The 13,758-nt window shown below is 62.7% G+C and carries 15 protein-coding genes; 5 read left to right on the top strand and 10 right to left on the bottom strand.

All coding sequences use genetic code 11. The features are described from left to right. Window positions 1–11: 11 nt before the first annotated feature. On the top strand, window positions 12–773 hold the full coding sequence (locus tag ACR0LZ_RS10425) for an FkbM family methyltransferase (protein WP_480749739.1): 762 nt from the start codon (window positions 12–14) through the stop codon (window positions 771–773). A gap of 32 nt (window positions 774–805) precedes the next feature. On the opposite strand, the gene ACR0LZ_RS10420 is transcribed toward ACR0LZ_RS10425, so the two are convergent. The 5 genes from ACR0LZ_RS10420 to ACR0LZ_RS10400 all read right to left on the bottom strand — a co-directional run bounded on the left by ACR0LZ_RS10420 (window position 806) and on the right by ACR0LZ_RS10400 (window position 6,438). Then, a complete protein-coding gene (locus ACR0LZ_RS10420) occupies window positions 806–1,372 on the bottom strand; it encodes a sarcosine oxidase subunit gamma (protein WP_480749738.1) in 567 nt (188 codons plus the stop codon). Further along, window positions 1,365–4,394 (bottom strand): sarcosine oxidase subunit alpha family protein, encoded by a 3,030-nt coding sequence (locus ACR0LZ_RS10415; RefSeq protein WP_480749737.1) that lies wholly within the window; start codon window positions 4,392–4,394, stop codon window positions 1,365–1,367. The genes ACR0LZ_RS10420 and ACR0LZ_RS10415 overlap by 8 nt, the downstream gene beginning before the upstream one ends. Window positions 4,395–4,463: 69 nt before the next feature. Next, window positions 4,464–4,793 (bottom strand): sarcosine oxidase subunit delta, encoded by a 330-nt coding sequence (locus ACR0LZ_RS10410; protein ID WP_480749736.1) that lies wholly within the window; start codon window positions 4,791–4,793, stop codon window positions 4,464–4,466. An 18-nt stretch (window positions 4,794–4,811) separates the two neighbouring features. Next, on the bottom strand, window positions 4,812–5,177 hold the full coding sequence (locus ACR0LZ_RS10405; RefSeq protein WP_480749735.1) for a TfoX/Sxy family protein: 366 nt from the start codon (window positions 5,175–5,177) through the stop codon (window positions 4,812–4,814). Between the two features lie 16 nt (window positions 5,178–5,193). Further along, complete coding sequence (locus ACR0LZ_RS10400; protein ID WP_480749734.1) at window positions 5,194–6,438, bottom strand: sarcosine oxidase subunit beta family protein; 1,245 nt, start codon at window positions 6,436–6,438, stop codon at window positions 5,194–5,196. Window positions 6,439–6,615: 177 nt separating this feature from the next. Here ACR0LZ_RS10400 and ccmI point away from each other — a divergent pair, with 177 nt between their 5' ends. Genes ccmI through ACR0LZ_RS10385 form a run of 3 tightly spaced genes read left to right on the top strand, consistent with a single transcriptional unit; the run spans window position 6,616 to window position 8,551 of the window. Continuing rightward, window positions 6,616–7,842, top strand: coding sequence for a c-type cytochrome biogenesis protein CcmI (ccmI, locus tag ACR0LZ_RS10395; protein ID WP_480749733.1), 1,227 nt, complete (start codon window positions 6,616–6,618; stop codon window positions 7,840–7,842). After that, on the top strand, window positions 7,839–8,303 hold the full coding sequence (ruvX, locus tag ACR0LZ_RS10390) for a Holliday junction resolvase RuvX (RefSeq protein WP_480749732.1): 465 nt from the start codon (window positions 7,839–7,841) through the stop codon (window positions 8,301–8,303). Before ccmI ends, ruvX begins: the two co-directional genes overlap by 4 nt. A gap of 17 nt (window positions 8,304–8,320) precedes the next feature. Next, window positions 8,321–8,551, top strand: a complete 231-nt coding sequence (locus ACR0LZ_RS10385) for a DUF1289 domain-containing protein (RefSeq protein WP_480749731.1) — start codon at window positions 8,321–8,323, stop codon at window positions 8,549–8,551. A 3-nt stretch (window positions 8,552–8,554) separates the two neighbouring features. On the opposite strand, the gene ACR0LZ_RS10380 is transcribed toward ACR0LZ_RS10385, so the two are convergent. The 5 genes from ACR0LZ_RS10380 to dusA are packed head-to-tail and all read right to left on the bottom strand — an operon-like array spanning window position 8,555 to window position 12,328. Continuing rightward, window positions 8,555–8,911, bottom strand: coding sequence for a YybH family protein (locus tag ACR0LZ_RS10380; protein WP_480749730.1), 357 nt, complete (start codon window positions 8,909–8,911; stop codon window positions 8,555–8,557). 13 nt (window positions 8,912–8,924) lie between these two features. Next, window positions 8,925–9,641: a SpoIIAA family protein gene (locus ACR0LZ_RS10375; protein WP_480749729.1), complete on the bottom strand. Its 717-nt coding sequence runs from the start codon at window positions 9,639–9,641 to the stop codon at window positions 8,925–8,927. A gap of 51 nt (window positions 9,642–9,692) precedes the next feature. Then, complete coding sequence (locus ACR0LZ_RS10370; RefSeq protein ID WP_480749728.1) at window positions 9,693–10,478, bottom strand: hypothetical protein; 786 nt, start codon at window positions 10,476–10,478, stop codon at window positions 9,693–9,695. Continuing rightward, on the bottom strand, window positions 10,472–11,296 hold the full coding sequence (locus tag ACR0LZ_RS10365; protein ID WP_480749727.1) for a sulfite exporter TauE/SafE family protein: 825 nt from the start codon (window positions 11,294–11,296) through the stop codon (window positions 10,472–10,474). Before ACR0LZ_RS10365 ends, ACR0LZ_RS10370 begins: the two co-directional genes overlap by 7 nt. 30 nt (window positions 11,297–11,326) lie before the next feature. Continuing rightward, entirely contained in the window at window positions 11,327–12,328 is a 1,002-nt protein-coding gene (gene dusA, locus ACR0LZ_RS10360; protein WP_480749726.1) for a tRNA dihydrouridine(20/20a) synthase DusA, read from the bottom strand. Between the two features lie 328 nt (window positions 12,329–12,656). On the opposite strand from dusA, the gene ACR0LZ_RS10355 reads away from it, so the two are divergent. Further along, entirely contained in the window at window positions 12,657–13,709 is a 1,053-nt protein-coding gene (locus tag ACR0LZ_RS10355; protein WP_480749725.1) for a site-specific integrase, read from the top strand. Window positions 13,710–13,758: the final 49 nt, after the last annotated feature.

Raw genomic sequence — 13,758 nt, 5'->3', positions numbered from 1 at the left:
CGGAGGCAGGGATGCTGACCAAAGCGCGCAAGATGTTCTATCGCGCCCGCGGATACTATGCGGGGAACCTGAATGGCGAGCGGTTCCGGCTGGACCCGTACCATTCCAAGTTCTGGCGCAAGGCATCGGCGGGAGGTTGGGAGCCGGAGACCTTCGCGGTGCTTGATGAATACCTGTCACCCGACCGGGATTACCTGGATATCGGCGGGTGGATCGGCCCGACGGTTCTGTATGGCGCGCGCAGGGCACGGCATGTGTGGTGTTTCGAGCCCGACCCGACGGCCTATCGCCATCTGGCATGGAATCTGGAATTGAACGATATCCGCAATGTCTCTGCCTTTGGGGTGGCGCTTTCGGACGGGTTCGGGGTGGCACGCATGGCCTCGGTGCGCGGGGAGCCGGGGGATTCCACCACCTCGCTGCTGAGCGATGCAGAGAACGGAACCGATGCGCTGACCATCGGTTGGGATCAGTTTGCCGCCGCGACGGATCTATCGCGTGTCTCGCTGGTCAAGATGGATATCGAAGGGGCGGAGTATACGGTTCTTCCGACGCTGGTGGGCTGGCTGAAAGACCAGCGCCCGGCGCTTTATCTTTCGACACACGCGCCGTATCTGAATGACACTGAACGCAAGAACAGGACGCTGGAGTTGTTCGATGCCCTGTCATTCTATCCGAACTGTACGGATGACAAGGGAACCCCAATCGTGAAGGATGACGCGGTGCGTGACCCGGCGTTGGAGCGGTTCGGAACCTATTTGTTCACAAACTGAAACGGCCCCCGAAGGGACCGTTTGGCAGATATTCAGTAGTAGTCGACCTCACTGCCCGGCTGCGCGGCAACCTTGAGCAGTTTGAAGGCGTAATCCGCGGCCGAGCGGAAGCAGACGACGCGGAAGGTATCGTCGCCATCCATCCAGAAGGCGCCGGCAATCTGGGCCAGTCGCGAGCGGCGGATCTGGCCGGGCTGGAACGCCTCTTTCGACAGATCGACCGGCGAGACCTTGGCCATCACCTCGCGGGCATAGGCCCCCGAGACGCGGAACACCGCACGGGCGTCCGAGACATTGACGGCCAGTGAATGAGTACTGCCAAGCGCCTTTGTCATCGCGGCCAGTTTGGCCTCGACCTCGGCATAGGGCACAAGCACCAGCAATTCGTCCGGGGACATCCAGCACACGCCGCTGTCACCATCGACGAGCGCCTCGCGCTGGCCGGGGACTTTCTGACCGGTTGCGTCCTTGACGGTCTTGGCCAGAGCCTTGTCGGCGAGATCGCCGCGCAGGGTGATCATACCCTGCAGGCCGCATTCCTCGATCTTGGCGATACCGTCATAGCTGGCGTGGTTCAGTGCGCTGATGGGTTCAGACATTCTGCTTCTCCCCGTCCTTGTCGAAGAAGATCGGGTCAACGATCTTTGCCTTGTAGGTTTTGCCGTCGGTGCCCGGGAACTCGATCACCTCTCCCATGCGGTCGGGGCCGTGCTTGACCAGACCCATGGCGATGCCACGGCCCAGGTTGGCCGAGTAGTAGGTCGAGGTCACGCGCCCGATCATGTTGCGCTGGCCGTTGGCGTTTACGCCATCACCCGCCGCATAGGCGCCGTCGGGGATAACTGAACCATCCACAGTCTCGAGACCCACCAGTTTCCAGCGGTCGGGATCGGTCATGTGGGTGCGTTCCTGCGCCCGTTTGCCCAGGAAATCCTCTTTCTTTTTAGAGATCGCCCAGTGCAGACCCAGATCCTGCGGGATCACGGTGCCGTCGGTTTCGTCACCGATCATGATGAAGCCCTTTTCGGCGCGCAGAATGTGCAGGCATTCGGTGCCGTAAGGCATCACGCCGAACTCCTTCCCGGCCTCCATCAGGGCATCCCAGAAGGCCTGCCCCTGCGACGCAGGCACGGCGATTTCATAGCTGAGTTCACCCGAGAACGAGATCCGGTAGGCGCGGCAATCGAACGCGCCAATCTTGCCGTCGCGCCATTCCATGAAGGGCAGCGCCTCTTTCGACAGGTCCATGCCGCCGCCGGCCTGAGCGTTCAGCTTGTCCAGCACCTTGCGGGCGTTGGGGCCGACCACGGCAACCTGCGCATATTGTTCGGTCACGTTAGCGACATAGACTTTCCAGTCCCACCATTCGGTCTGCAGCCATTCTTCCATGTGGCCATGGATGCGTTCGGCGCCGCCGGTGGTTGTGTGGCACAGGAACGTGTCCTCGTCGATGCGGGCGACAACGCCATCGTCAATGAGGAAGCCGTTTTCCGAACACATCAGGCCATAACGGCATTTGCCGGGCTTCAGCGTGGACATCATGTTGGTATAGAGCATGTCCAGGAACTTGCCCGCATCCGGTCCCTTGACGATCAGCTTGCCCAGCGTCGAGGCATCCAGCAGGCCAAGGTTCTGGCGGGTGTTCTTGACCTCGCGATTGACCGCGTCATGCACGGTTTCGCCGGGACGGACATAGGCATAGGTCCGGCGCCACTGGCCGACCGGTTCCCAATCCGCGCCGTTGCGATCATGCCAATCGTGCATCGGCGTGCGGCGGATCGGCTGGAAGATGTCGCCTCGCGCCTCTCCGCCGATCACACCCATCGAAATGGGGGTATAGGGCGGGCGGAACGTGGTGGTTCCAACCTGCGGAATCTCGGAATTCAGTGCATCAGAAAGGATCGCCAAGCCGTTGATGTTGCTTAGTTTGCCCTGATCCGTTGCCATGCCGAGCGTGGTATAGCGCTTGGTGTGTTCGACGCTTTCATAGCCTTCGCGCGCAGCCAGCTGCACGTCCGAGACCTTGACGTCGTTCTGGAAGTCCAGCCAGGACTTGGCGCGCAGCTGCATGTCGGCATTGGCGGGCATCAGCCAGACGGCCTGCATCGCGGCCTCTTCGGTGCTTTCGCCGACCGGGGCCTTGGTGTTCCTGGGCTTGAAGCCTGCGGCCCTGGCCGCGGCCTTGCCTGCCGCCTGCGCGTCGGCCATCACATCGCCCAGCGACAACGGACCGTTGGCGGACCCGGCGGCAACAACGAAGCCTTCGCCATTCGCGCCCAGCGGCGGGCGGTCGGGGTCGGGGCGGAAATGGGCGTTGGCCTCGTCCCAGATCAGCTTGCCGCCGCAATGCGACCACATGTGAACAACCGGAGACCAGCCGCCCGACATGGCGACCGCATCGCATTCGACTTCTTCCCGTGCGCCGCCAACGCCTTCCTGATTGCACAGCGCAACAGTCTTGACGCGCTTGCCACCCTTGACCTTGGCAATGGCCTTGCCGGGGTCGACCCGGATACCAAGCGCGCGCGCCTCGTCGGCCAGCGCGCCTGCTGTTGTGCGGGCATCGACGATGCGCAGCACGTCAACACCAGCCTGCTTAAGAATTATCGCGGTGCGATAAGCATCGTCGTTGTTGGTGGCGACGATGACCCGCTCGCCCGGCGTCACGCCCCAGTTCACCACATAGTCGCGCATCGCCCCGGCGAGCATCACGCCGGGCACGTCGTTGCCCGCGAAGGACAGCGGGCGCTCGATGGCGCCTGTCGCGGTGATGATCTGCTTGGCACGGATGCGCCACAAGCGGTGGCGCGGACCCTGCGCGCCGGGCTTGTGATCGGAAATTCGTTCGTATCCCAACAGATAGCCGTGGTCATAGACGCCCGCCGCCATGCAGCGCGTGCGCAACGTGACGTTGTCCATGGCCTGCAGCTCGGCAACGGTTTGCTCCACGAAGTTATCCACAGGCTCGCCGTCGATGGTGCCGCCGTCAACCGGAGCGCGACCGCCCCAATGTGCGGTCTGCTCGATGAGCATGACCCTGGCACCCGACTGCGCCGCGACCTTGGCCGCCTGCAGACCGGCGACACCGCCGCCGATCACGACGACGTCGGCAAAGGCATAGAAATGCTCGTAGGTATCCGCGTCGCGGGTTTCCTTGTCGGGCGCTTTGCCCAGACCCGCCGATTGGCGGATGATCGGTTCGTAGACGTGTTTCCAGAACGGTTTGGGATGGATGAACGTTTTGTAGTAAAAGCCCGACGGCAGAAAGCGCGCCAGCTTGTTGTTCACCGCCAGGATGTCGAAATTCAGGTTCGGCCAGTGGTTCTGCGAGGCGGCCGAAAGCCCCTCGAACAGCTCGGTTGTGGTGGCGCGCTGGTTCGGCTCGAACCGGCTGCCCTGCCCCAGCCCGACCAGGGCGTTGGGTTCTTCGGCGCCAGACGCCACCACGCCGCGCGGACGGTGGTACTTGAACGACCGGCCCATCATCATCTGATCGTTGGCCAGCAGGGCCGAGGCCAGCGTGTCGCCCTCGTAGCCCTGCATCGTGGCGCCGTTGAACGTGAATGTGACCTGCTTGGACCGGTTAATCAGCCGGCCCTGATTTGCGAGACGGGTGCTCATGTCATGCGGACCTTTCGCAAGAGGAGGCGTCGGAGCCTCCGGCGGGAGTATTTTTGAAGAGATGAAGCATCAGGAGAAGTCTTTCCACGACCAGCCCGGGCGCTTGGCCGAGATGGCATCCTTGATCGCTTGCGGCGGCTCGGTGGTCTGGGCCGGATAGGTGCCGAACACTTCGAGCGTGTTGGTGCAGCGCGCGGCGTGAAACCACTTGCCGCAGCCATTGGCATGCCGCCAGCGTTCCAGGTGAACACCCTTGGGGTTTTCACGCATGAACAGGTAGTCGTGAAAATCATCCTCGGAAGAGCCGGGACCGAAGCGCTTGAGATGCGCCTCGCCGCCTGCGGCCAGTTCGGTTTCTTCGGCGTCGACGCCGCAATAGGGGCAATTCAGGATCAGCATATCGTCATCCTTTGCACGTTATTTCGGTGGCAGGCTGGCCGCATGGGCCAGCGACAATTCAGTCAGTTTTGCGCGCAGCGCAGTGTTCTCGAAGCCTCCGGCATCCACCTCGACCATGCCGCCCATCCGGCGACCGGTGAAGGAGAGCGGTTGCGCCCCGGCGGACAACGCCTCGGCCTCGCCGCCCTTGCCGGGGCGGTACATCGCCCCGTCCTTGTGAACGCCGCAGACCATGTTGCCATGGAGAAGGAAACACAGGCCGCCGAACATCTTCTTCTCGGTCAGTCCCGGCTCCACGCCCAGATCCGCACGCATGATTTCGGCCATGTCCTCGGAATAGGCCATCACGCCCACCCTTTCCGAACGCCGGAGCGTTCGCGACATGCCCGATAGATGGTCATCAGTGCGCCACCCCGGCGGCGACGCTTTCGTCGATGAAGCGGCCTTCCTTGAAGCGGTCGAGCGAAAACGCCTCGGTCAGCGACGAATGGCCGGTGGCCATCAGCTGTGCCATGCCCCAGCCCGAACCGGGGATCGACTTGAAGCCGCCGGTGCCCCAGCCGCAGTTGATGAAGCAGCCGTCAAGCGGGGTTTTCGACAGGATGGGCGAACGGTCGCCTGTCATGTCGACGATCCCGCCCCACTGGCGCAGCATCTTGAGACGTGAGATCATTGGGAAGGTTTCGTTGAGCGCTCGCACGGTTTCTTCGATATGGTGGAAGCTGCCGCGCTGGGTGAAGTTGTTGAACCCGTCGGTGCCGCCGCCGATCACCATCTCGCCCTTGTCGGATTGCGACATGTAACCGTGCACGGTGTTGGCCATCACCACCACATCCATGCAGGGTTTGATCGGTTCGGAAACCAGCGCCTGCAACGCCAGCGATTCGACCGGCAGACGGAAGCCCGCCATTTCGGCCAACTGGCCCGAATGACCTGCAACCACGATGCCGAGCTTGTCACATTCGATGGCGCCCTTGGTGGTTTCGACACCCATCACGCGACCGTTTTCGCGGCGCACGCCGGTGACCTCGCATTTCTGGATGATGTCCATGCCCATGTTGGAACAGGCACGGGCATAGCCCCAGGCCACGGCGTCGTGGCGCGCGGTGCCGCCGCGTTCCTGCCAGAGCGCACCCAGAACCGGATAGCGGGGGCCGTGGATATTGATGATCGGCACCAGTTCCTTGACGCGTTCGGGAGTGATCCATTCGGTCTTGACGCCTTGCAGCGCGTTGGCATGCGCCGTGCGCTGATATCCGCGAATCTCGTGCTGGGTCTGAGCCAGCATCATGACGCCGCGGGGGCTGAACATGACGTTGTAATTCAGTTCCTGGCTGAGATCCTCGTAAAGCCCGCGCGCCTTTTCATAAATCGCTGCCGACGGGTCCTGCAGATAGTTCGAGCGGATGATCGTGGTATTGCGGCCGGTGTTGCCACCGCCCAGCCACCCTTTTTCGATCACGGCAACGTTGGTGATGCCGTAGTTCTTGCCAAGGTAGTAGGCGGTCGCCAGGCCGTGCCCGCCCGCGCCGACGATGATGACGTCATAGCGTTTCTTGGGTTCGGGTGAACGCCAGGCGCGTTCCCATCCGGTGTGATGGCGCAGCGCTTCGCGCGCCACTGCAAAAGCTGAATAGTGTCTCATGAGCGAATCCGATCCGGTTCGTGATTGGTCGCAGATATGCCGCGCGACCGGAGTTTACCCGTGCCGTACTGCGTCGCAATAGAGCACTATTGCGACATACGCCCAAGATCGCGGCCATTTGCCTCTTTTTTCGACCCGCCTGCAGGTCTAGATGGGGGCAACACTCTCGGAGAGCACATGACCTTCTGGATTCTGATTTCCCTAATGGCGCTGATGATCGCGGCGCTGCTTGGCCTGACCATGCTGCGTGGACGGCGTAACGGTGAACCGGCGGCGGCCTATGATCTGCGTGTCTATCGCGAACAGCTTGCCAGTGTCGACCGGGATCTGGCACGCGGGGTGATTGCCGAGGCAGATGCCGAGCGCGTGCGCACCGAGATTTCGCGCCGCATTCTGGCTGCCGACGCCCAGATACAGCAGGAACGTGACGGTGGCGGGCCGACGCGGGCGGTCACGATCGTTGTCGCAGTTTTGTCGGCGCTGATTCTGACGGGCGGCGGTGTTCTGCTTTATGACAGGCTGGGCGCACCGGGATATGGCGACCTGCCGCTGACGCTGCGGATCGAGATGGCCGAAGAGTTCCGCAAGGACCGGCCCGACCAGTTGACCGCCGAAGATAAGCTGCCCGTCCAGCCCAAGCCCGAGATCGACGACAGTTACGCCAACCTGCTGCGGCAGTTGCGCGAGACGGTCGCGGGGCGGCCCGACGACATTCAGGGCCATAACCTGCTGGCGCAGCACGAGGCGAATGTCGGAGACTTCAAGGCGGCTTATCAGGCCAAGGACAGGGCCATCGAACTGATGGGCGACGCGGCCACGGCGGATGATTTTGGCGACAAGGCAGAGTTGATGATCCAGGCGGCGGGCGGTTACGTGTCGCCGGAAGCCGAAGCGGTGCTGCTGCAAGCGCTGGATATCGATCCGGCAAACGGACCCGCGCGCTATTACTGGGGCCAGATGCTGACGCAGGTCGGGCGCCCCGACCTGGCGTTCAGCCTGTGGGAGGAAACCCTGCGCATTTCGTCGCCGCACGCGCCGTGGTCGCAGGCCATTCGCGCGCAGATCGAGGACCTGGCCTATCGCGCTGGCGTCAACTATACGCCTCCGGCCAGCCCGGCGCCCTTGTCGGGACCAACGGGTGATGACGTGGACGCAGCCAGCGAAATGACGGCCGAAGAACGGCAGGACATGATCCGCGGCATGGTCGAGAATCTGTCCGACCGCCTTGCGACCGAGGGCGGCGCGCCGGAGGAATGGGCGCGTCTGATCACGGCCCTGAGCGTTCTGGGAGAGGCTGACAGGGCCGTTGCAATTCGCGATGAAGCGCTGAGTGTATTTGCCGAGAACGACGCGGCACGGGAGATGATCGCCAACGCCGCTAGGCAGGCGGGTCTGGGCGAATGATCCACGACGTATTCGAGGATTTTGCCGCGGCACTTGCGCCCATGTCGGCGCTGATGGGGTTGGATCTGGGGGAAAAGACCATCGGGGTCGCGGTTTCGGACCGGACGCGCGGGATTGCCAGCCCGCTGGAGACAGTGCGCCGCAAGAAGTTCGGTGTTGACGCCGCGCGGCTGCTGGAAATCGCCGGGGATCGCGAGATCGGGGGAATCCTGCTGGGCCTGCCCAGAAACATGGACGGGACCGAGGGGCCAAGGTGCCAGTCGACGCGCGCGTTCGCCCGCAATCTGTCGCGGCTGACGGACCTGCCCATCGGGTTCTGGGATGAACGGCTAAGCACGGTTGCGGCTGAAAAAGCACTTCTTGAGGCGGATACGACACGAAAACGTCGCGGACAGGTGATTGATCACGTCGCCGCAGGTTATATCTTGCAGGGTGCGCTGGATCGGATGCGCTTTCTGTAACGGGTCGGAGACCACCGATGACGAAGATGGTTTGGAAACGGAACGAGGTTGAAAGCCCTTGCGTCCAGATCTGCGTCGTGCACCCGACCGAACGGATCTGCACCGGCTGTTTCCGCACCATCGACGAGATCAGCCGCTGGTCAAAGATGGACAGCACCGAGCGCGCCGGGATCATGGAAGAGCTGCCCAACCGCAAACCGCGCCTGTTCAAGCGGCGCGGCGGGCGTGCGGCGCGACTGGACCGCTGAAATTTACCGTTCGTTCAGGCTGCACATCCGGATCAGCCAGGTGTCGTCCGGCTGACGTTCGCAGACATTGAGAGATATCCCTTCGTCGGCTCCATCGCCTTCGGCAAACTGCGCGAGACACCAGGCCAAGTCGCCATCCTGACCAGCCTGCACGACCGCGATTGTCTTGTCCTCGCCACCCTCCGCGACCCATTCGGCGTGGGTATCCACGATGGCCTTGCGCCCTTTTGCTGCCGGTCCGTACGGCGAGTAAAGTTCGGCGTTGTCGGTAAAACAGGCTGAACATCCCGCCGCATCGCCCTTGCGATAGGCCGAAACATAATGATCGAAGAGAGATTGCAGTTCAGTGCGGATACTCATGATTGCCCCGGCATCAACCTGCCGCGAGCCAGGCCTTGGCGGCGTCCAGTTCAGCGGCGGGAAAGAACTGTGTCTTGGCGTTGACGATATGTCGCCCCACCCGTTCGGCCATGCGCTGCCAGGTCTTGTCGCCGACAATGGCAGCCCGGTCCAACAAGCCCACGTGGCTGCCGGCAAGCCGGAAATGCGCAGCCAGTCCTGACAGGCCTTGCCATCCTTCGAATTCGGTCAGGTTGATCAAAAGGCGGAACCCGTCCTTGGCGCGGATCATTGCGTCCAGATCGCCCTCGGCCTCGTCATAGGCTTCGGGGTCGAGCTTGCCCATCAGCTTGATCTGAATGCACGGGCCGCCCAGATCGGTAACGTGGATCGTTCCCAGCGACTCGCGAATCCAGCGGCGGGCGGTTTCGACCTCGGCCAGTTCGAACACGCTCACCGGACAGGGCAGGATCGGCGCGGCCAGACGTACGCCGTTCTGCACCCACCTCTGATCGGCCACGACCGCAATCCGATCAAAGCCGCGCCAATGGCTGAGGCCCAGCATCGTATCGGCCCAGGCTGCGCTCAGGTCGTATCCCTTGAACTCCTGCCCCATGATGACCAGCAGACGGACACGGTCGTGATCGGCAAGCGCGGCCTCGACCGCCGGAACCAGAGTGTCGGCATAGTCGGCGCTGGTGATTTCGCCGGACAGTTCCGCCTCGATCAAGGCGCCGTCCATTTGGGTCATGATGCTGATCATTGTCTCAAATCCCCGCAATTAAAAAGAATTGCAGGAAGGTTACGGGGATTCGATCCATTCGGCCACACCTCCGGGCAATTCCGGGCGGAAATAGGCGATCATGCGGCCATCAGGTCCGCCGGTCGCGGTATCGGCCCAGGGGGCGACCACGTGCAGGGTGTGACGGTGCAGCAGGTAGGCCTCGCCCGGGCGTGCGGGCAGCTCGATCCGGGGGCAGGTGTCGAACACAACACGCCGGGCCTGTTGATAGATGTCTGTCACATTGGCCAGGTGAAGGGTGTCGCGCGGCAGGCCCGCGAGCGCCTGAGCAAAGGCGTCGCCAAGGATCTTGTGGCTGCCTTCCCAGACCACCAAGGGAGCTGCGTCGGCGCTGGTTACGGTCAGGGGAATACCCAAAATCCAGGCGTGCGGCTCGTCAACCTTGCGGCGGCGATCCGGGCCGCTGGGTTTCAACCCGTCCACATGCGCCGCGTCGCGTCTGACGCGATATCGCGCGGCCGCCTCGCCTTCGCCGCGGCGCGGGCGCGGATAGCCGGGGTAAATCACCGAAACCTGACCCTTGTGCAGCGGGTGAAACCCAAGATGTCGCGTGATGAAATCCACTGCATTGCCGGACAAGGGGCCGGAGTTGCCCACCCTGCCCTGCGCATCATTGCCAAGTGCATCGACGCCAATGAACCATGTACCTTCGCAATCGTGCCACTGGGCGTGCGCCGGGTCGTGAACCGATTTTTGCGCCGCGGGCAAGGCATGGCTGACCCAGTCTGCCAGAACCGGATCATAAGGAAAGCGGAGCCAGCCGCGAACAAAGAAGTCGTTTACCATCCCAACGCCTTGCGCAGCATGTTGAGCGCCACCAGCGTCAGGAACACAGCGAACACCCGTTTGAGCGGCTTGGGGTCCATCGCATGCGCCAGCCGGACCCCCCAGGGCGTGGTGATCAGCGTCATGGCGATAACGATGCCAAAAGCAATCAGGTTGACCGCACCAAACGTCAGGGGTGGGCGGTGTTCAGGTGCGATGTCGAGAAACAGAAAGCCCAGAACGCCGGGCACCGCGATGATTACGCCAAACCCGGCAGCAGTTGCGACCGCCCGGTGAATCGGCGTGTTGTAAAGGCTCATCAACGGCACACCAAAACTGCCGCCGCCGATCCCCATCAATACCGATAGAAACCCCACCATCGGCGACAATGCGATACGGCGCAGACCGCCGGGCATCGCGTCGCCCAAGCGCCATTCGGACTTGCCAAGTCCCAGATAGGCGCCGATCACCATACCAAGCACACCGAACAGCGCCTGCAACGCCTCTGACCGCAAGGTCGAGGCCACCAGAACGCCGATGATTGCCCCCAGAGCGATCCCCGCCCCCCAGCCGCGCAGGATGGACCAATCAACCGCGCCCTTCTTGTTGTGGCTCAGAACCGAGCGGACCGAGGTGACGATGATCGTGGCCAGCGACGTGGCCAGACACATCTGCATCAGTTGTGGACCACCATAGCCAAGAGTTTGAAATGTGTAGAAAAAGGCAGGCACAAGCACGATACCCCCGCCGACACCCAACAGGCCTGCCAGAACGCCCGCAAAGGCGCCGATCACCAGCAACAGGCCCAGCATCTGGACCAACAGCATCGTCTCTGGCATCGTCCCCTCCCGATCAGCCTGCGGGCCTTGTTACACCGCTTGTGCAGTCCCGACCAGAGGCGCGATCCGGTTCAGGGCTGCCTCGACCACTTCCGGCCCGGCCCCTTCGCGCACCGCCCCTTCGGACAAGGCCCGCCGCCAGCCCCGTGCGCCGGGACGCCCGGCAAACAGGCCCAGCATGTGCCGGGTAATCTGGTGCAAACGCCCGCCCTGGCTGAGATGTCGTTCGATATAGGGCAACATCCCGGCCACCGCATCCAACGGATTCGTGATCTGACCAGTTCCGAAAATCTGGCGATCCGCCCCGCAAAGAATGTCTGACGGCTGGTGATAGGCGGCGCGGCCGATCATCACGCCGTCCAGCCCGGCCTCAAGATGCGCTCTGGCCTGCGCCAAGGACGAAATCCCTCCGTTGATCGAGATGTGCATCTGTGGGAAATCGCGCTTCATCCGGTGCACGAGGTCATAATCCAGAGGCGGGATATCACGGTTTTCCTTGGGGCTGAGGCCCTGCAACCACGCCTTGCGGGCATGAATGGTGACCCGCTCGCACCCGGCCTGCGCAATCTTCTCCAGAAAGGCCGGCAGTACCTGATCGGGGTCCTGATCATCGACACCGATGCGGCATTTCACGGTCACGTCCACGTCAACCACGTCGCGCATGGAGGAAACGCAGGCGGCGACGCGATCCGGCTCTTGCATCAGCACCGCGCCGAATGTGCCGGACTGCACCCGGTCAGAGGGACAGCCGCAGTTGAGGTTTATTTCATCATACCCGGCTTGCACCCCCAACCGCGCGGCCTGCGCCAGTTCTTCGGGGTCGGAACCGCCCAGTTGCAGTGCCACAGGGTGTTCTTCGGTGTTGTAGTCAAGCAGGTGCAACGCACCACCCCGCACCAATGCAGGCGCCGTGACCATTTCCGTGTAAAGCAGGGTATTGCGGCTCAATAACCTGTGCAGGTACCGACAATGGCGGTCCGTCCAGTCCATCATAGGGGCACAGGATAATCTAGCGTGTTGATTTATTTGCATTTTTTGTGTATCTTCAAACTGTTGGCGGCGGATGCTGCTACGCTGGAATACGCCCCAATATCCCCGAATTTGCCCCTCTACGACGACTCATTGCACACACAGCGCACACGAAAATGGCCTCCATCACCAAGCTCCCCTCCGGTGCATACCGGGTCCAGATCAGACGAAAGGGCCGCTACGCGAGCGAGACGTTTCTACGTCGCGACGATGCCCATCGCTGGGCCCGCCTAGCGGAGACCCGGGTGGATCAGGGGTTGGCGCCGAACAAGTCGTCCGTCTCCCGCCTGACCACCTTCGGCGATCTCATCGATCTCCACATAATCGATATGTGCGAGGTAGGCAAACCGCCGCGTCGCGAGCCAAGGCCGCCACGCTCAAGACGCTCAAGCGCGATCTGGGCAAGGAGAAGATCGGGCACCTCGACCGGCAAAAGCTGATCGACTACGGCAAGATGCGCGCTGATCAAGGCGCCGGTCCGGTGACCCTCAGCATCGATATCGGCGTGATCAAGATGATCATCACCCATGCGGCAGCCGTACACGGGCTCGACATTTCTCCCGAACCCGTTGATCTGGCACGTGTCGCGCTCAAGTGGCTCGGCCTGATCGGCAAAGGCACCGAGCGGGACCGCCGCCCCACCACGGATGAATTGAACCGCCTCTTCCGTTGCTTCGATGACAACGGACGCCTGACCCTGCCGATGACACGGATCGTGAAGTTCGCGGTGGCCACGGCGATGCGGCTCGACGAGATTTGCCGCGTCGCATGGACCGATCTCGACGTCGACCGCCGGATGCTCATGATCCGCGACAGAAAGGACCCGCGCAACAAGACCGGGAACGACCAGCGGATCCCACTCTTCGCCGCCACGGGGTTCGATGCCCGGGCATTGGTCACCGAACAGGCCAAGGAACTCGGGCACGCAAGAGGCCGGATCTTTCCCTATAACTCGAAATCGGTCGGAACCGCCTTCCGGCGCGCCTGCGTCGAGGTCAGCGTGAAGGACCTGCATTTCCACGATCTACGCCATGAGGGCACAAGCCGCCTGTTCGAGGCCGGCTTCGCCATCGAACAGGTCTCGCTGGTCACCGGCCACAAGGATTGGAAAATGCTGCGTCGCTACACGCATATCCGGGCAGCGCGGGAAAAGATCGTCGCGCGCTCAGACGAGGACCGTCAGGACTTCCTCCGCAAGCGCGGGTTCTCGAAGACGGAGACGGGGCGGATTGTCGAGACGGTGCTGGCCGAGGAAGGCCGCCCGCCCGAGAGCGTCTTCGACTTCGTGCAGGGGATCACCGCGGTCGCCCGGTCGAGGCCGCAGCAGGATGCGCGGCTGGCGATGGAGGGGAAGGCGAAGGCGTTGTTGGAGATTGTCGCCTAGGTCAATGGTTTCGGGGGCGGGCCGAGAAGTGTTCCTCCCCCGTGAGCCC

This window comes from Ruegeria sp. CI1 (assembly GCF_056536925.1).
The sequence above is the reverse complement of the archived record's forward strand: the minus strand, read 5'-3'. Positions and strand labels throughout refer to the sequence as shown.